The following is a 17,041-nucleotide window of genomic DNA, read 5'->3' on the forward strand; positions in this document are numbered from 1 at the left end:
TGAAGGGGGCAAGATGCACGGATTGCAGAAACAACGCGGAATTTCGCTGATCGGCCTGATGTTCGCGATCGCCGTGCTGGCCGCCATCGGCCTGCTGGCCATGCAGATCATCCCCACGTATTCCGAGTACCGCGCCATCAGCGCCGCCATCGTCAAGGCCAAGGCCGCAGGCGGCACGCCGCAGGAAATCCAGAGCTCGTTCAGCAAAAGCGCCGAAGTGGGCTATATCAGCTCCATCACCGCGCGCGACCTGGTGATTACCCGCGAAGATGGCGCCCTGGAAGTGAGTTTTGCGTACGACAAGAAAATACCCCTGGTCGGACCGGCCAGCCTGCTGCTGGAGTATGCCGGCTCGACGTCGAAAACCGGCGCCGCCGGCAAACCCGAGTCCGACAGTAAATAAGCAAGAGAGTCTATGAATTTACAGTTATTGCAAACCCGGTTAGGTTACACGTTCCAGGATGCTGGCCTGCTGCAGCAAGCCTTGACGCACCGTAGCCACAGCAGTTTGCATAACGAACGCCTGGAATTCCTGGGCGACTCCATCCTGAACTGCGTGGTCGCCTCCATTTTGTACGAGCGCTACAAGGCGATCGACGAGGGCGACCTGTCGCGCCTGCGCGCCAACCTGGTCAAGCAGCAGTCGCTGTACGAGATCGCCCAGAAGCTGGAGCTGTCGAACTTCCTGCGCCTGGGCGAGGGCGAGCTGAAATCGGGCGGTTTCCGCCGCCCGTCCATCCTGGCCGACACGCTCGAGGCGCTGCTGGGCGCGATCTTCCTGGACACCGGTTTCGACAACGCGGCCAAGGTGATACGCGCCTTCTACATTCCCATCCTGGACTCGGTCGACCCGCAGACCCTGGGCAAGGACGCCAAGACCCTGCTGCAGGAATTCTTGCAAAGCAAGAAGATCTCGCTGCCGCTGTACAATGTGGTAGCCACCCATGGCGCCGCGCACAGCCAGGAATTCGAAATTGAATGCCTGGTGCCCAAGCTGGGCATCCAGGTCTACGGCCGGGGCGGCAGCCGCCGCGCCGGCGAGCAGGCGGCGGCCAAGCTGGCGCTGGAAGTGGCCGAGCAAGCGTTGCAGAAGACGCCGGCCGCCAGCCGCAAGCCGCGCCAGCGCGGCGCGCAACTGAAACTGGCCGGCATCGCCACCATCCAGGGCGACGCAGGGCAGGAGCAGAATCACGAGCAGAACGGCCCCAACAAGGGCAAAGCCGCTGGCGATGGCAAGCTCGCCAAACACTGAACAAGGTAATACCATGAACACCCCTAGCACCCCGGTCCCACCCACTGCCGGCTTCCGCTGTGGCTATATCGCCATTGTCGGCCGCCCCAACGTGGGCAAGTCGACCTTGATGAACATGCTCATCGGCGCGAAAGTGAGCATCACCTCGCGCAAGGCGCAAACCACGCGCCACCGCATCACCGGCATCCAGACCCTGGACGACGCCCAGTTCATCTACATCGACACGCCGGGTTTTCAGACCCGCCACTCGAACGCGCTGAACAAGACGCTGAACAAGACGGTGACCAACACGCTCGACTCGTCGGACGTGATCCTGTACGTGATCGAGGCGAACAACTTCGGCCCGGCCGACCAGCAAGTGCTGGACCTGCTGCCGAAGAGCGTGCCGGTCATCCTGGTCATCAACAAAGCCGACCGCGCCAAGGACAAGGCCGTGCTGCTGCCGTTCGCGCAGCAGGTCGCCGCCAAGTTCGACTTCGCCGCCGTGGTGCCGGTGTCGGCCAAGCTGCGTTTCCAGCTGGACGGCCTGCAGAACGAGATCAAGCGTCTGCTGCCGGAAAACGACGCGGTGTTCGGTCCGGACGACATCACCGACCGCAGTGAGAAATTCCTGGCCTCGGAAATCGTGCGCGAAAAGCTGTTCCGCTTCGTCGGCGACGAGCTGCCTTACACCAGCACGGTGCTGATCGAGAAATTCGAGCAGGAAGGCAATCTGCGCCGCATCTTCGCGGCCATCCTGGTCGAGCGCGACACGCACAAGTCCATGATCATCGGCAACAAGGGCGCGCGCCTGAAGGAAGTGTCCTCGCAAGCCCGCCTGGACATGGAAAAGCTGTTCGGCGGCCCCGTGTACCTGGAGATCTGGGTCAAAGTGAAGTCCGGCTGGGCCGACAACGAAGCGGGTCTGCGCGCCTACGGCTACGAGTAACGCCAGCGCAATGAACGACACCGTTACGGCCGAGCCTGTCGTGTCTACATTTCCGCCCCCGGGGTCAGCCCCCAAAGCCGGAAAAGCAGACACAGCGGACTCGGCCGTAGTTGCGCCTGCGCCTGCCGGATCGGGGTCAGGCACCGGATCGGGGTCCGGCACGGATGCGGCAGGCACGGCCGTGGCGGCTGCGGCAGCGGAGCGCCCGAAGCGGGCCCGGGCGCCGTCGCGCGAGCGCACGCTGGGCACCCGCGTGGCCGGCCAGCCCGCCTTCGTACTGCACAGCTATCCCTACAAGGAAACGAGCCTCATCGTCGACATGCTGACGCGCGACTATGGTCGCGTGGCCCTGATCGCGAAGGGCGCCAAGCGCCCGCATTCGCAGCTGCGCGGTGTGCTGCAGACCTTCCAGCCGCTGTCGGCCAGCTTCGTCGGCAAGAACGAGCTGCGCACCCTGACCGACGCCGAATGGGTGGGCGGCATGCTGCCGCTGGAAAAAACCGCGCTGCTGTGCGGCTTCTACCTCAACGAACTGCTGGTCAAGCTGCTCGCGCGCGACGACGCCCACCCGGCCCTGTTCGACCACTACGTCGCCACGCTGAATCAGCTGGCGCATAATGAACCCGCGCCCATCGTGCTGCGGAAATTCGAACGCGCCTTGCTGAAAGAGACCGGCGTCGCGGCCGACCTGACGCGCTGCACCGGCACGCGCCAGAAGGTGAGGGCGGACCAGCTCTACGTGGTCGACCCCGAGCGCGGCCCGCGCCCCGAACGCGACGGCGACATCTGGCCGCGCGTATCGGGCAAGACGCTGCTCGACATGGAGCGCGAGGATTACCAAGACGCCACCACGCAGGCGCAAAGCAAACAACTGATGCGCTTCCTGCTGGCGCATCACCTGGGAGGCGCGCCGCTGAACACGCGCCAGATACTGATAGACTTGATGCAGCTGTAGTTGCTGCTCTGTAGTTGCTACCTTTCGTTATAGAGAACATATGAGCTTCCTGTACCCGTCCGGCCCCGTCATCGACCTGGGCATCAACATCGACCACGTGGCCACCCTGCGCAACGCGCGCGGCACCGCCTATCCCGACCCGATCCGCGCCGCGCTGCTGGCCGAGCAGGCCGGCGCCGACTGCATCACCTTGCACCTGCGCGAAGACCGCCGCCACATCAAGGACGCCGACGTCATCGCCCTGGCGCCGCAGCTGGTCACGCGCATGAACCTGGAAGCGGCCGTCACGCGCGAGATGCTGGACTTCGCCTGCATGATCAAGCCGGCCGACGTCTGCCTGGTGCCGGAGAAGCGCACCGAGGTGACCACCGAGGGCGGCCTCGACGTGGTCGGCCACTTCAGCGACGTGCAAGCGGCCGTCAGGCAGCTGCAGGCCGAAGGCATCCGCGTCTCGCTGTTCATCGACGCCGACGAGCAGCAGATCGCCGCCGCCGCCGAAGCCGGCGCGCCGGTCATCGAGCTGCACACCGGCCGCTACGCCGACACCGAAGGCGCCGAGCAGGCGGCGGAGCTGGAGCGCATCAAGGCCGGCACGCTGTTCGGCGTGCAGCGCGGCCTGAAGGTGAACGCCGGCCACGGCCTGCATTACACCAATGTGCAAGCCATCGCCGCCATCCCGGACATCGCGGAACTGAACATCGGCCACGCGGTTGTCGCCCACGCCGTCTTCGTCGGCTGGGAAAACGCCGTGCGCGAAATGAAGGCCATCATGACCTCCACGCGCCTGGCTGCCACGTTCGCCGCAAAATGATATTCGGCATCGGCACCGACATCTGCCAGATCGGCCGCGTCGCCGACGCGCTCACGCGCAGCGAGCGTTTCGCCGACAAGGTGCTGGGGCCGGACGAGCTGGAAACCTACCGCGCGCGCAAGGCCGCCAGCCCGGTGCGCGCGCACCGCTTCGTGGCCACGCGCTTCGCGGCCAAGGAAGCCTTCGGCAAGGCCATCGGCACCGGCGTCGCCACGCCGATGACCTTGCACAACGCGCAGTTGCTGAACGAGGAAAGCGGCAAGCCGGTGATGGTATGCACCGGCGCGCTGGCCGAATTCATGCGGCAGAACCGCCTGTCGTCGCACGTGACGGTGAGCGACGAGGCGGATTACGCCGTCGCCTTCGTCGTCGTGGAGCAGGCACCAGAACCGAAGTAGAGCAATGAACGACGCAACGACACCAGATACGCCCGATATGTCCGATATGCTGCCTGTGCCTGTGCCTGTGCCTGCACCGCAGGCGGCCGCGCCGGCAGCGCCAGTGCCGTCGGTGTCCGGACCCGAACCGGTGCTGCCCCTCGCGGGGGCGGCACCGCAGGCTGCCGTCGCGCCGCCCGTTCAGGATCCGCGCGAGCAGGTGCTGGCCACCGTCGCCAAGCTGCCCGGCCTGCCCGGCGTGTACCGCTACTTCGACGCCAACGACAATGTGCTCTACGTCGGCAAGGCGCGCGACCTGAAGAAACGGGTGTCGAGCTACTTCCAGAAGAACCTGGCCAGCCCGCGCATCGCCATGATGGTCGAGCGCATCGCGCGCCTGGAGACCACGGTCACGCACAGCGAGGCCGAGGCGCTGATCCTGGAAAACAACCTGATCAAGGCCCTGCAGCCGCGCTTCAACATCCTGTTCCGCGACGACAAATCCTATCCCTACCTGAAGATCACCGGCGAGGCCGTGCCGCGCATGGTCTACTACCGCGGCTCGGTGGACAAGAAGAACCAGTACTTCGGTCCCTTCCCGAACTCCTGGGCGGTCAAGGAATCGATGCAGATCCTGCAGAAGGTCTTCCTGCTGCGCACCTGCGAGGACAGCGTCTATTCCAACCGCACGCGGCCCTGCCTGCTGCACCAGATTGGCCGCTGCAGCGCGCCCTGCGTGGACCTGATCGCGCCGGAAGACTACAAGGTGGACGTGGAAAACGCCGCCCGTTTCCTGCGCGGCCGCACCACCGAGGTGATGGAGGACCTGGAAAAGAAGATGCACGGCTTCGCCTCCGAGCTGAAGTTCGAGCAGGCCGCGTCGGTGCGCAACCAGATCCAGTCGCTGGCCAAGGTGCTGCACCAGCAAAGCATGGAAACCACGGGCGACGCCGACGTCGACGTGATTGCCGTCATCGTGCAAGGCGGGCGTGCCTGCGTCAACCTGGCCATGGTGCGCGGCGGCCGCCACCTGGGCGACCGCGCCTACTTCCCGTCCCACCTGGGCGACGCTGTGGCCGTGGCCGAAGCCGCGCCCGAAGTGGAAGTGCTGAGCGCCTTCCTGGTGCAGCACTACACCGAGAAATTCATCCCCGGCACGCTGATCCTGAACATCGAATACGACCAGCCGGAGTTGATGCTCGCCTTGCAGGAGCAGTGCGGCCACCGCATCAACCTCATCTTCCAGCCGCAGGGCCAGCGCCGCCAATGGCTCGAGCTGGCGCAGAAGGGCGCCGAGATCTCGCTGGCGCGGCTGCTGTCCGAGCAGGGTTCGCAGCAGTCGCGCACGCGCGCCTTGGCCGAAGCGCTCACGCTGGAAAGCGAAGACCTGGACTCCCTGCGCGTGGAATGCTTCGACATCTCGCACACGCAGGGCGAAGCGACGCAAGCGTCGTGCGTGGTGTTCCACCACCACCAGATGCAGAACGGCGAATACCGCCGCTACAACATCAACGACATCACCCCCGGCGACGATTACGCCGCCATGCGCCAGGTGCTGATGCGCCGCTACGAAAAGGTGGCCAACGGCGACGGCGTGATGCCGGACGTGGTGCTGATCGATGGCGGCAAGGGCCAGATCGAAATGGCGCGCCAGGTGTTTTCCGAACTCGGCCTCGACATGAGCCTGATCGTCGGCGTGGCGAAGGGGGAGGGCCGCCGCGTCGGCCTGGAGACCTTGATGTTCGTCGACGGCCGCGCGTCGCAGGAACTGGGCAAGGAATCTGCCGCGCTGATGCTGGTGGCGATGATACGCGACGAGGCGCACCGCTTCGCCATCACCGGCATGCGCGCCAAGCGCGCCAAGACGCGCACGACTTCGCGCCTGGAGGAGATCGAGGGCATAGGCACGAAACGGCGCCAGAAGCTGCTGGCGCGCTTTGGCGGCCTGCGCGGCGTGGTCAATGCCAGCGTCGAGGATTTGATGTCGGTTGAAGGCATTTCCAGCGCCTTGGCCGAAGAAATCTACAAACAGCTCCACTAAGGGGCCGCGTTCGCTGGTGCTAAGCCCTGCGGCGAGGTAGACTAGCGGCGCATTGATAATAATTAACTTGCCACAGAGCCGCTGTCACCTATGCCTTTCAATATCCCGATTTTGCTGACCTGGTTGCGCGTCGCGCTGATCCCGCTGGTGGTGGGCGTGTATTACCTGCCGCCGGCCTGGCTGCCCGTCAGCGACCGCAATCTCGGTGCCACCCTGGTGTTCATCGTCGCTGCCATCACCGACTGGTTCGACGGCTTCCTGGCCCGGCGCTGGAACCAGACTTCCGCCTTCGGCGCCTTCCTCGACCCGGTGGCCGACAAGCTGATGGTGGCCGGCGCCTTGCTGGTTCTCGTGCAGCTGGATCGTTGCAACGCCATCATCGCCTTCATCATCATCGGCCGCGAGATCACCATCTCCGCGCTGCGCGAATGGATGGCGCAGATCGGCGCCTCGAAGTCCGTCGCGGTGAATTCGATCGGCAAGATCAAGACGGCGGCCCAGATGACCGCCATCCCCTTGCTGCTGTTCCACGACATCCTGTTCGGCGCCGTCGACACCCATTTCTGGGGCGAGAAGCTGCTGTGGGTGGCCGCCGTGCTGACGGTGTGGTCGATGTTTTACTACCTGAAGAAGGCTTGGCCGCTGATCAAGGAAAAGAGCGGCATGCTGGAATCGAACTAAATCGTTTTGCAATAATCGTTAGCGAAGCAACTTTTCACTCTTGACAGCCCGCGCCCATCGTCTATAATGCTGGCCTGTTGTTGATAACAACGCGCAGCAAAAGCGAAGCGGGAGTAGCTCAGTTGGTAGAGCGCAACCTTGCCAAGGTTGAGGTCGAGAGTTCGAGACTCTTCTCCCGCTCCAGTTTGCAGTGCGAGAATGTTTCTGCGATAATGCGGTTCCTAACGCGGGAGTAGCTCAGTTGGTAGAGCGCAACCTTGCCAAGGTTGAGGTCGAGAGTTCGAGACTCTTCTCCCGCTCCATTCTTTGTGTGGCACAAGATTGGCGTGTTAGGGTAGCAAAAAGTGTAAGGCTCCATGCGGGAGTAGCTCAGTTGGTAGAGCGCAACCTTGCCAAGGTTGAGGTCGAGAGTTCGAGACTCTTCTCCCGCTCCAGGTTTTGCAAGTAGTGGCGATAGTAACAAAACTCCAATGCGGGAGTAGCTCAGTTGGTAGAGCGCAACCTTGCCAAGGTTGAGGTCGAGAGTTCGAGACTCTTCTCCCGCTCCACGGTTTTGCAAAAGTAATACTCCAATGCGGGAGTAGCTCAGTTGGTAGAGCGCAACCTTGCCAAGGTTGAGGTCGAGAGTTCGAGACTCTTCTCCCGCTCCAGAATTCGAACGGCAGACATTAACCGGCTGCCGTTTCAGACCAGTCTCCCTCGGCGAGGTAGCAAAGCGGTTATGCAGCGGCCTGCAAAGCCGTCTAGGTCGGTTCGACTCCGATCCTCGCCTCCAGAATATCAAGCACTTAGCACATTGTATGACGGTTCAGGATGATCCTGAACCGCTACGCATTAGCGGTACGCCGTGCGTTGCAACGGCCTTCTTGCCGTTTTGCATATTTGACACCTTTGTTGTTTGGTCTATGCTGACACCATGGCCTCCATCAAGCGGTAAGCGTCTGTCCAGGGCCGTGTTGATGCCTGCGTCGAATAATTAGATGATGACGTCACACCGCTGGGAAGCGGAGTGTTGTTCAGGCAGGGGCCAGCTGCCCGGCGCAATGCCAGGGCAGGAACTCGTCAACACGATTGACGGGATGATCGGCGATGTGGGCTAGCACATGGCGCAACCAAACTTCGGGATCGACCCCGTTAAGCTTGGCCGTACCGATCAGCGAGTAGATGGCGGCGGCGCGTTCACCGCCGGAGTCCGCGCCCGCAAACAGGTAGTTGCGGCGGCCGATGGCCACGCCACGCAAGGCACGCTCGGCGGTGGAGTTGTCGATTTCGATGGCGCCGTCGTCGCAGTAGCGTGTCAGTGCCGGCCACAGGTTGAGCGAGTACAAGATGGCGGTCGATGTATCCGACTTGCGCGACAGCTTCTCAAGCGCGGCGCGTAGCCAGCGCTCAAGGTCGTCGAGCAAGGGCTTGGCCCTGATCTGGCGGGCCTGTCGCCGTTGATCGGGAGGCTTGCCCCGGATATCGGCCTCGATGACGTAAAGTTCGGCGATCCTGCGTAGCGCCTCCGTCGTCAGCGCCGAAGGCCGCGCTTCGTGCAGATCGTAGAATTTTCGCCGGGCATGGGCCCAGCATGCGGCCTCTTCGATCGCGCCATCTTCGTAAAGCGCGTTGAAGCCAGCATAGGCATCGGCCTGCAGCACGCCGCTGAAGCCGGCCAGATGGGTTTGCGGATGGATGCCCTTGCGATCCGGCGAGTAGGCGAACCAGACGGCGGCCGGAGCCGTGTCGCCGCTTGGCCGGTCATCGCGCACGTATGTCCACAGCCGGGCAGTCTTGGTTTTGCCATTGCCGGGAGCGAGCACCGGGATCGGCGTGTCGTCGGCATGCAGCTTGGTCGCGGCCAGCACATGGCGCCGGATGGCATCGACCAGTGGGCGCAGCAAGGCGCTCGCAGCGCCAACCCAGCTTGCCAGCAGCGCGCGATCCAGATCCACACCTTCCCGTGCATAGATCACGCTCTGGCGGTAGAGCGGCAAGTGGTCGGCGAACTTCGCCACTAGGACATGTGCCAGCAAACCGGGGCCGGCAATGCCGCGTTCAATCGGGCGGCTCGGCGCAGGTGCTTGCACGATGGCGTCGCAGCAGCTGCAAGCGAGCTTGGGGCGAACATGGCGAATTACGCGGAAACTGGCGGGTACATATTCGAGCTGTTCGGCCACATCCTCCTCGCCCAGAAAGCGCAGTCCGCCACCGCAAGACGGACACGCGTCGGCGGCGGGCAGGTGGACCTTTTCATCGCGAGGCAGGTGCTCAGGCAGCGGCTTGCGTACGGGCTTGTTGCGTGGTGCCCGGTCAGTTTCAGGTATCGCCTTCGCCACCTCGCCCTCATCGGCCTGCAGGTCTTCCAACTGCAGTTCCAGCTGCTCGATCTGGTGGTCGAGTTTCTCGGACTTGCGGCCGAACTGCATGCGCCGCAGCTTGGCGATCCACAGCTTGAGATGCTCGATCTCGGCGGCGCGCGTGTTCAACTGCGCTTCCAGTCCGGCCACCTGGTCATCGCGTTCTTGAACGCGACGTTCGCTTGCCAATAGCAATGCCTTGAGGGCGGCGATATCGTCAGGGAGGTCGGCGGCAGTCAGCATGAAGCGAGTTTACGCGAGGCAGACTACGTTTACAAGGCCGACGTCGGCCGCCAGGTTCGCTCTGGTCGGCGCCAGTCGATTCCCTCCAATAGCATGGAAAGCTGGGCTTGCGTCAGTGCCACGCTACCGCTGTCGGCCTGCGGCCAGACGAAGCGTCCCCGCTCAAGACGCTTAGCCAGCAAGCACAGGCCATCGCCAGTCCACCACAGCACCTTGATCATGTCGCCGCGTCGGCCACGGAACACGAAGACGTGGCCGCTGAAAGGATCTTCGGCCAGCGCAGTCTCCACCTTGGCCGCCAGCCCGTTCATGCCAGCGCGCATATCGGTGATGCCGGCGGCGAGCCAGATCCGGGTGCCGGCAGGAAGGCCAATCATGCGCGCAGACTTTGCAGTACCAGCCGCAGTAACGCCGCGTCCGTTCCGGCGCAGGCACGCACGGCGGCGTCGGCAATGGTGATTTCGATAGCGCTCGCGCGCGCGGCGCCGTTTGCCGGCTTTGCTGCCGGCGCGGACGGTTTCAGCACCACCGGGAGCAGCCTCGTTTCATCCGTAGCCGGCGCGGCCAGCAGGCCAGCGCGCAGGTCGCGACGCCATTTGAACAGCATGTTGGTGTTGATGCCGTGATCCTGGGCCAGTTTCGATACCGATACGCCGGGATCGCAGGCCGCAACTGCCAGCCGATGTTTAAACTCGGGCGAGTAGTTTGGTCGCCCTCTACGACCGCCCGACTCCACTTCAGTGTCCACAATAGTTCCCGCTAAAAAAGTAACGGGAACTACTTTGGCAGACGCTACTCGCTACGAACAGACGGTGCAGGGCAGACGCTTACTGAGCAGGCGCTGGCGTCCAATCAGTTCCATTCATTCCAGCTATTCGTTTTTTGGATAGGCCACCGGTTGACTTTGGCAATGCAGGCGAATAACATAATTAGAATTCGGATTCTGATTTAAAGCCCGGGTTTTCAGCCACACTCACACAAGGGATCTACCATGCGCTTCTCCGTCTTCCTGAATGCCCGCACCATGAGCGCGGACGCTGATAAACAGCTGATTGTCGATCTGGAGCAACACGCGCTGCTGGCCGGCAAACTGGGCTTCGACGCCATCTTCCTGCCAGACCACCACTTCAACGGCTACATGCCGGTGGCCAGCGACAGCTATATGTTCGCCTCGTATCTGGCGGCCAAGCTGCCGGACATGCACTTCGGCTTTTCGGTCACCTCGGTGCCGCTGCACCATCCGGTGCGCTTCGTCGAGCGTATCAACATCCTCGACCATCTGACCAAGGGCAAGCTGCTGGTCGGTATCGGCTCGGGTACCACGCCGGAAGAAATGATCGGCTTTGGCGTCAACTACAAGGACGCCGGCCGCATCGCGGAAGAGAACCTGCAGGCGGCGGAAGCGTTGTGGAGGAAGCAGATCGACGATGCGCCGATCGAGCTGCATGGCTTCCACAAGGGCCGCGTGCTGCAGCGCATTGCGCCCGCGCCGTATGGCCAAAAACAGGCGCGCCTGATGCCCGTTGCCATGAAAGAGAGCAGCACCACGCGCGCCGCCGTGAATGGATGGCCGGCCTTCATCCCGGCGTTCACGCCGCCCAAGATTGGTGGCGCTGATCCACTCAGCCACGTGAAAAAGTACTTCGCCAGCTATCACGAACAGCTCACCAGCGCCGGCCATTCCGATGAAACCGTGGCCGACGCACTGTCCTGGACCACCCATAGCTACCAGTGCGTCCACCTGGCGCCCACCGACGAGCAGGCGCACAAGGAGGTGATGGAAATCCTGACCTGGTATCAGGAAGCAGTCGAGCGCGAAGCCGCCTTCAACGCCAAGGCCGAGGCGGACGACGCCAACAAAAAAACCGACCGCACCAACTCGGCGCTGACGGAGGAGTGGATGGCCACCTGGTGCCTGTACGGCAGCCCGGAGACGGTGATCGGCAAGCTGCGCGCCTACCAGGAAGTCGGCATCGGCAACATCCTGTGCGGCACCACCACCGGTCCGTTGACGGGCCAGCGCCTGGCCTACGCGAACCAGACCTTGCAGCTGCTGGCCGAGCACGTGCTGCCGGCTTTCAAATAATCGGCACGGCGGCAGGAGAGGGAGACCAGAATGACAAAAGAACTCAGCGTGGCGGACATGGCGGCCCTGACCGCCGGCGCCACCATGTGGACCACGGCGGCGATACCGGAGGCCGGCATTGCCTCGCTCAGCATGGCCGACGGGCCGATGGGAGTGGCAGGCGCGCGCGTCGACGAGCGCGACATCTCCTTGCTGACGCCGTCGCCGCTGGCGCTTGGCGCCTGCTGGGACCCGGCGCTGGTGCAGCGGGTGGGGCGCCTGGTGGGCGGCGAGGCGGTGCGGCGCGGCGTAGACCTGATGCTGGCGCCCAACCTGAACATGGCGCGCAGCCCCTTGTCCGGCCGCGCCTTCGAATATTTTTCGGAAGATCCGCTGCTGTGCGGCACGCTGGGCGCGGCATGGGTGCAGGGCTGCCAGTCGGCCGGTACCGGCGCCATCGCCAAGCACCTGGTCTGCAACGACAGCGAAACGGAGCGCGACCGGATGAACGCGGTGGTGGACGAACGCACGCTGCGAGAAGTCTATCTGCTGCCGTTCGAGATGGCTGCGCAGGCCGGCTGCGCAGGCATGCTCACTGCGTATAACAAGATCAACGGCGCCTGGTGCGCGGAAGCCGAGCCGGTAGTGCGCGACATCGTCAAGAACGAATGGCGCTTCCCTGGCGTCTTTATGAGCGACTGGTTCGGTACCCATTCCACGCTTGGCTCGCTGAGCGGCGGCCTGGACCTGGAAATGCCCGGACCGGCGCGCTTTCTCGGCGCGCGCAGCGCAGCCGCTGTGGCGGAGGGGCTGGTGCCGCTTGCGCGCCTGCGGGACGCGGCACAGCGCGTGGCCGGCGCCGCGCGCCGCTTCGCCGCCGGCAAGGAGGCCCCCACGGACGACGCTGCGGCGACGGCGCTGCTGATCGAGGCCGCCGCCGGCGGCTTCACCCTGGTGCGCAACGAGGACGCGATGCTGCCGCTGGATCCCAAGCGCTGGCCCCGCATCGCCGTGATTGGCCCCAACGCGAGTGCGCCGTGCTTCCAGGGCGGCACTTTCGCCAAGATCGCCGTCAAGCCCGACGCCGTGCTGCCGCTGGACGCCTTGCGGGCACGCTTTGGCGACGCCATTACCGCCTACGCGCCCGGCGTCGACCCGCAGCCCAAGCTGCCGCGCATGCCGGTCCGCCCGGCGCGCGCGCTGGGCGACGGCTGCGTCAAGGGCATGACGATAGACTACTTCGACAACGCCGATCTGGCCGGCCCGCCGCTGCTGAGCGAAACGCGCGACACCAACTCGCTGACCTGGTTCCACGGCGTGCACGAGTCGGGCGCTTTGCAGGCCCATGCCGGTACCCGCGCCAGCGGTGTGTACACGGCCAGCGAAAGCGGAGCGCACTTGTTCTACGTGGGTGGCACCGGCGCCCTGCGGCTGCTGGTGGGCGGACGGGAAGTGTTCAGGCGCCACGAGCAGCTGGCGCCGGGCGACGTCATGGGACGCCTGAAGAGCGGCGATGCCGACAGTGTCGCGGTAGAACTGGAGCAGGGCAGCAGCGTCGAGGTGGTGGTGGAACTGCGCTACACGGCAGCCCGCTGCCAGGGGCTGTGGTACGGCGTGCGCGCGCCCGGCACCGCGAGCGCCATGATGGCTGCCGCAGCGCAGGCGGCAGCCGAGGCGGACGCCGTCATCCTGATTGTCGGCGAGACCTCGGACGCCAGCGTGGAAAGCAAGGACCGGCCGGATACTTATCTGCCGGCGGAGCAGTTGGCGCTGATTGAACGCGTCTGCGCCGCCAATCCGAATACCGTCATCGTCACCAACGTCGGCCACGCTTTCGACACAGCCTGGGAGCAGCAGGCCAGGGCCGTGCTGCACTGCTGGTATCCCGGCCAGGAGTTCGGCCCGGCGCTGGCGCAGGTGTTGGCCGGCGACCGCGAGCCGGGCGGACGCATGCCGGTCACCATCGCCTGTTCGGACAGCGATTACCCGGCGCTGTCGCTGCAGCCGGACGCCAACGGCGATTTGCACTACACCGACGGCGTGCGCTTCGGCTACCGCGGCCTGGCCGCGCGCGGCATCGCGGCGCGGCAGCCCTTCGGGGCCGGGCTGGGCTACGCCAGCTTCGAGCTGCGCGACGCCCGCGTGCAGGCCAGCGCCGACGGTTGCGAATTCACAGTCGAATTGCGCAATACCGGCTTGCGCGCCGGCGCCGAAGTGGTCCAGGTCTACCGCGCCCAGCCCGAGCTGACCCTGGTCGCCTACGCCAAAGTATGGCTGGAGGCCGGCGCGCGCACCGAGGTCCGGCTCGCGGTGCCGCTGCGCCGCCTGCAGACCTGGCGCGACGGCTGGACCACGCTGCCGGGCCCGATTCAACTGCTGGCCGGCCGATCCAGTGCAGAGCTGCCGCTGTCGGCAACCATCACTATTCAAGGAGACAAATCATGAACCAACTGAGCAACACCGCCCGCGCCCAAAGCCGTGCACCCTACATTGTCGGTATCGGCGGCACCACCCGGCCCGGTTCAAGCACGGAAAGCGCGCTGCGCACAGCGCTGCGCCACGCCGAGGAATTGGGCGCCGAGACGCGGTTGTTCGGCGGCGAGGCGCTCGCTGCGCTGGCAGGCTATTCGCCCGAGCAGAGCGACCGCACCGACAGCCAGCGCGCGCTGGTGGACGCGGTGCGCCGTGCCGATGCCGTCATCTTCGCCTCGCCCGGCTACCATGGCGGCGTCTCGGGCCTGGTGAAGAACGCCATCGACCTGCTGGAGGACCTGCGCGCCGACGAGCGCGTCTACCTGGACGGCATGCCGGTCGGCTGCATCGTGACGGCGGCCGGCTGGCAGGGCTGCAACACCACGCTGGGGGCCATGCGTTCCATCGTGCATGCGCTGCGCGGTTGGCCGACCCCGCTGGGCGTCACGCTCAACACCGCCGGCGTGCGCCTGTTCGATGCGGACGGCCAGTGCCTGGACCCGCAAGTGAGCGGCAGCCTGCGCATGCTGGCCGAGCAGGTGGTAGGCGTGCGCAGTCCCGCCGCGAGCTATTAAAAAATTAGAATTCTGGTTCTAAAGCTGTGCTATTCTAGCCCCGTCATGACGCCTGAAAATACAGGCGCGTGCGGAAAATAAGACTGAAAAAGTCAGGTGCCCTGGAGACAAATGTGCCTAAGAAAACCGTAGCAAGCCGCCGGCTGTCCGCGTCCTCGCGGCCGCCGCAATCCATCCTCCTCGCTTGCCTGTGCGCCGCCATGACCGGCGCTGCGGCCCAGGATGGCCAGATCCAGGAAGTCATCGTCACGGCGCAGAAGACCGCGCAGCCGGCATCGAAGACGCCGCTGGCGCTGTCGGTGCTGGGGGGCGAAGAGCTGCGCCAGGCCGGCGCCACCAACGCGGTGGCGCTGACCGAACTTGCGCCCAACGTGCAAATTTCCACCGACTCGGGCAAGCTGCAGATTGCGATCCGGGGCGTGGTGAGCCTGGACACCAGCGAGAAGGGCGATTCCTCGACCGCCTTCAATGTCGATGGCGCCTACATCGGCCGCAGCGAGGCGCAGCTGGGCAGCTTTCTGGACCTGGAACGGATAGAAGTGCTGCGCGGTCCGCAAGGTACGCTGTACGGCCGCAACGCCACCGCCGGCGCCATCAACCTGATCACCAACAAGCCGTCCGGCAAGCTGGAAGGCCGGGTCGATGCGGAGCTGGGCGACTACGCGTCGCGGCGCGTCGAGGGCATGCTCAATATTCCGGTCGACGGCACGCTGGCGCTGCGCGCGGCCGCGCTCACGGTCAGCCACCACAGCTATCTGCGCCCCGGCCCGAATACCGTGGGGCTGGCCGACCAAGACGACAGCGCCGGCCGCGTGCATGCGCTGTTCACCTTCACGCCGCAGACCACCTGGCTGCTGACGGCGGAGCGCAGCAAGGCTGGCGGCAACGGTTCCAGCAGTGTGCCGCTGACAAACTTCTTCAAGGGCACCCCCATTGCCGGCGGCAACAACCTGCTCAACCCCGTGTATGTCGACCGTGGGGCCGAGGCCCAGCTGACCGCTGCCTTTCGCTTCGCGAATGTCGGTTCGCACAAGGCCGATGTGGCCACCTCGCTGCGTTCCGAGTTCAAGACCAGCCTGGGCGGCGTGGCCGAGCTGACCTATCAGTATGCCCGCCTGCACGCGCAAATCGATCAGCTGAACAACGGAAGCTATTTCGGCTTCCCCTTGTACAACACGATCAATGGCGAATCGACCCAGCGCAGCCATGAGCTGCGCCTGAATTCGAGCGGCGAATCGGCGTTGAACTGGGTCGCCGGCGTGTACCGCTTCAACGAAGACATCTTCCGCGCCGGCACCTACTACACGGTGACGCCGGGACCGCTGATCGTGCTGCCGTTCGCGCCCACCATAGAAAGCCGTTCCAAGGCGGCGTTCGGCCAGCTGACTTACCGCGTGCTGAAGGACTTGCGCGTGACGCTGGGCGCGCGCAGCACCCGGGATGAAAAATCCGGCCACGATCCGATCAGCGGCAGCGCCACCGGTCCGGGCTACAGCGCGCACGTGGCTAGCGCGAAGTCCAACTTCCGCCTGGCGGCCGATTACGACGTGCGCCCGGCGCTGATGGTGTACGGCAGCGTGTCTACCGGCTACAAGGCGGGCGGCTTCAACGACACCAGCGGCGCGGAATACAAGCCGGAGAACCTGGCCTCCGTGGAAGCAGGCGTCAAAGGCCGCTTCCTCGGCAACCGGCTGCGCCTGAGCGCCGCCGCCTTCCACTACGACTACAAGGACATGCAACTGACCTCCGTGGTCTGCGCCAGCGGCAGCAGCGGCGCCGATTGCGGCGCGCTGACCACCAACGCGTCCAATGCCACCGTCAAGGGCGTGGAGCTGGAGGGCAGCTACAACGCCACGCAGGACGACCGCATCAACCTCTCGTTCGCCACCTCGGACGGCAAGTTCAAGTCTTACCGCCCGAACGCCGGCAACGACTGGTCGGGACAGCAGATCGACCGCGCGCCAGCCTACAACGCCAGCCTCGCTTATGCGCACACCTTCATGCTCGCCAGTGGCGCCAGCGTGGTGGCGAGGGCCGGCACGCGGCTGAACGGCGCTTACTTCCTCAGCGATTTCGCCGAGGCGATACGCTACCGGCAGCCGGCCTACCGCAAGAGCGACATAGCCATGACCTACACCGCGCCTGCGCAAAGCTTCTACGTGCAGGTATACGCGCGCAATCTGGAGAACACCGTCACACTCGACAGCCTGCTGCCTGGCGGTTTCGGCATCGGCGCGCCACGCACCTACGGCCTGCGCGCAGGCACCCAGTTCTGAGGCCCAGGCGCCATCACTTTTTC

Annotated in this window: 15 protein-coding genes and 6 tRNA genes; 18 read left to right on the forward strand and 3 right to left on the reverse strand. The window is 64.8% G+C overall.

The window, feature by feature from the left end:
* Positions 1–13: 13 nt before the first annotated feature.
* From ACSQ8Y_RS04325 to ACSQ8Y_RS04390, 14 genes are all read left to right on the forward strand, one after another.
* Positions 14–403, forward strand: a complete 390-nt coding sequence (locus ACSQ8Y_RS04325; protein WP_436265226.1) for a DUF4845 domain-containing protein — start codon at positions 14–16, stop codon at positions 401–403.
* A 12-nt stretch (positions 404–415) separates the two neighbouring features.
* Positions 416–1,252 (forward strand): ribonuclease III, encoded by an 837-nt coding sequence (gene rnc / locus ACSQ8Y_RS04330; RefSeq protein ID WP_436265227.1) that lies wholly within the window; start codon positions 416–418, stop codon positions 1,250–1,252.
* Between the two features lie 13 nt (positions 1,253–1,265).
* Complete coding sequence (era, locus tag ACSQ8Y_RS04335) at positions 1,266–2,180, forward strand: GTPase Era (RefSeq protein ID WP_436265228.1); 915 nt, start codon at positions 1,266–1,268, stop codon at positions 2,178–2,180.
* A gap of 10 nt (positions 2,181–2,190) precedes the next feature.
* Complete coding sequence (gene recO, locus ACSQ8Y_RS04340) at positions 2,191–3,135, forward strand: DNA repair protein RecO (protein ID WP_436265229.1); 945 nt, start codon at positions 2,191–2,193, stop codon at positions 3,133–3,135.
* A 40-nt stretch (positions 3,136–3,175) separates the two neighbouring features.
* The gene (gene pdxJ, locus ACSQ8Y_RS04345; RefSeq protein WP_436265230.1) at positions 3,176–3,946 is read left to right on the forward strand and encodes a pyridoxine 5'-phosphate synthase; all 771 of its coding nucleotides are present in this window, start codon (positions 3,176–3,178) and stop codon (positions 3,944–3,946) included.
* Positions 3,943–4,344 carry a holo-ACP synthase gene (gene acpS / locus ACSQ8Y_RS04350; RefSeq protein WP_436265231.1) on the forward strand — a complete coding sequence of 134 codons (402 nt, stop codon included), beginning with the start codon at positions 3,943–3,945 and terminating at the stop codon, positions 4,342–4,344. The genes pdxJ and acpS overlap by 4 nt, the downstream gene beginning before the upstream one ends.
* Before the next feature lie 46 nt (positions 4,345–4,390).
* Positions 4,391–6,364, forward strand: coding sequence for an excinuclease ABC subunit UvrC (gene uvrC / locus ACSQ8Y_RS04355; RefSeq protein ID WP_436269750.1), 1,974 nt, complete (start codon positions 4,391–4,393; stop codon positions 6,362–6,364).
* Positions 6,365–6,454: 90 nt separating this feature from the next.
* Entirely contained in the window at positions 6,455–7,045 is a 591-nt protein-coding gene (gene pgsA / locus ACSQ8Y_RS04360; RefSeq protein ID WP_436265232.1) for a CDP-diacylglycerol--glycerol-3-phosphate 3-phosphatidyltransferase, read from the forward strand.
* 107 nt (positions 7,046–7,152) lie between these two features.
* Positions 7,153–7,228, forward strand: a tRNA-Gly gene (locus ACSQ8Y_RS04365).
* 43 nt (positions 7,229–7,271) lie between these two features.
* Positions 7,272–7,347, forward strand: a tRNA-Gly gene (locus ACSQ8Y_RS04370).
* Between the two features lie 56 nt (positions 7,348–7,403).
* Positions 7,404–7,479 (forward strand) — tRNA-Gly (locus ACSQ8Y_RS04375).
* 38 nt (positions 7,480–7,517) lie between these two features.
* Positions 7,518–7,593: transfer RNA gene (locus tag ACSQ8Y_RS04380), tRNA-Gly, on the forward strand.
* Positions 7,594–7,619: 26 nt separating this feature from the next.
* Positions 7,620–7,695: transfer RNA gene (locus ACSQ8Y_RS04385), tRNA-Gly, on the forward strand.
* Positions 7,696–7,746: 51 nt separating this feature from the next.
* Positions 7,747–7,820: transfer RNA gene (locus tag ACSQ8Y_RS04390), tRNA-Cys, on the forward strand.
* Between the two features lie 241 nt (positions 7,821–8,061).
* Here ACSQ8Y_RS04390 and tnpC read toward each other — a convergent pair.
* Genes tnpC through tnpA form a run of 3 tightly spaced genes read right to left on the reverse strand, consistent with a single transcriptional unit; the run spans position 8,062 to position 10,378 of the window.
* Positions 8,062–9,630 carry an IS66 family transposase gene (gene tnpC / locus ACSQ8Y_RS04395; protein ID WP_436265234.1) on the reverse strand — a complete coding sequence of 523 codons (1,569 nt, stop codon included), beginning with the start codon at positions 9,628–9,630 and terminating at the stop codon, positions 8,062–8,064.
* 29 nt (positions 9,631–9,659) lie between these two features.
* Positions 9,660–10,007 carry an IS66 family insertion sequence element accessory protein TnpB gene (gene tnpB / locus ACSQ8Y_RS04400; protein WP_056139924.1) on the reverse strand — a complete coding sequence of 116 codons (348 nt, stop codon included), beginning with the start codon at positions 10,005–10,007 and terminating at the stop codon, positions 9,660–9,662.
* Positions 10,004–10,378 (reverse strand): IS66-like element accessory protein TnpA, encoded by a 375-nt coding sequence (tnpA, locus tag ACSQ8Y_RS04405; protein WP_436265235.1) that lies wholly within the window; start codon positions 10,376–10,378, stop codon positions 10,004–10,006. Before tnpA ends, tnpB begins: the two co-directional genes overlap by 4 nt.
* A gap of 243 nt (positions 10,379–10,621) precedes the next feature.
* Between tnpA and ACSQ8Y_RS04410 the strand changes: the two genes are divergently transcribed.
* From ACSQ8Y_RS04410 to ACSQ8Y_RS04425, 4 genes are all read left to right on the forward strand, one after another.
* Complete coding sequence (locus tag ACSQ8Y_RS04410; protein WP_436265236.1) at positions 10,622–11,716, forward strand: LLM class flavin-dependent oxidoreductase; 1,095 nt, start codon at positions 10,622–10,624, stop codon at positions 11,714–11,716.
* Positions 11,717–11,746: 30 nt separating this feature from the next.
* Positions 11,747–14,140, forward strand: a complete 2,394-nt coding sequence (locus tag ACSQ8Y_RS04415) for a glycoside hydrolase family 3 protein (protein ID WP_436265237.1) — start codon at positions 11,747–11,749, stop codon at positions 14,138–14,140.
* The gene (locus ACSQ8Y_RS04420; protein WP_436265238.1) at positions 14,137–14,742 is read left to right on the forward strand and encodes an NADPH-dependent FMN reductase; all 606 of its coding nucleotides are present in this window, start codon (positions 14,137–14,139) and stop codon (positions 14,740–14,742) included. Before ACSQ8Y_RS04415 ends, ACSQ8Y_RS04420 begins: the two co-directional genes overlap by 4 nt.
* Positions 14,743–14,855: 113 nt before the next feature.
* Positions 14,856–17,018 carry a TonB-dependent receptor gene (locus tag ACSQ8Y_RS04425; protein ID WP_436265239.1) on the forward strand — a complete coding sequence of 721 codons (2,163 nt, stop codon included), beginning with the start codon at positions 14,856–14,858 and terminating at the stop codon, positions 17,016–17,018.
* The last annotated feature ends 23 nt before the right edge of the window (positions 17,019–17,041 follow it).

It is taken from the genome of Pseudoduganella sp. LjRoot289, assembly GCF_964252925.1.
GTDB lineage: Bacteria > Pseudomonadota > Gammaproteobacteria > Burkholderiales > Burkholderiaceae_D > Rugamonas.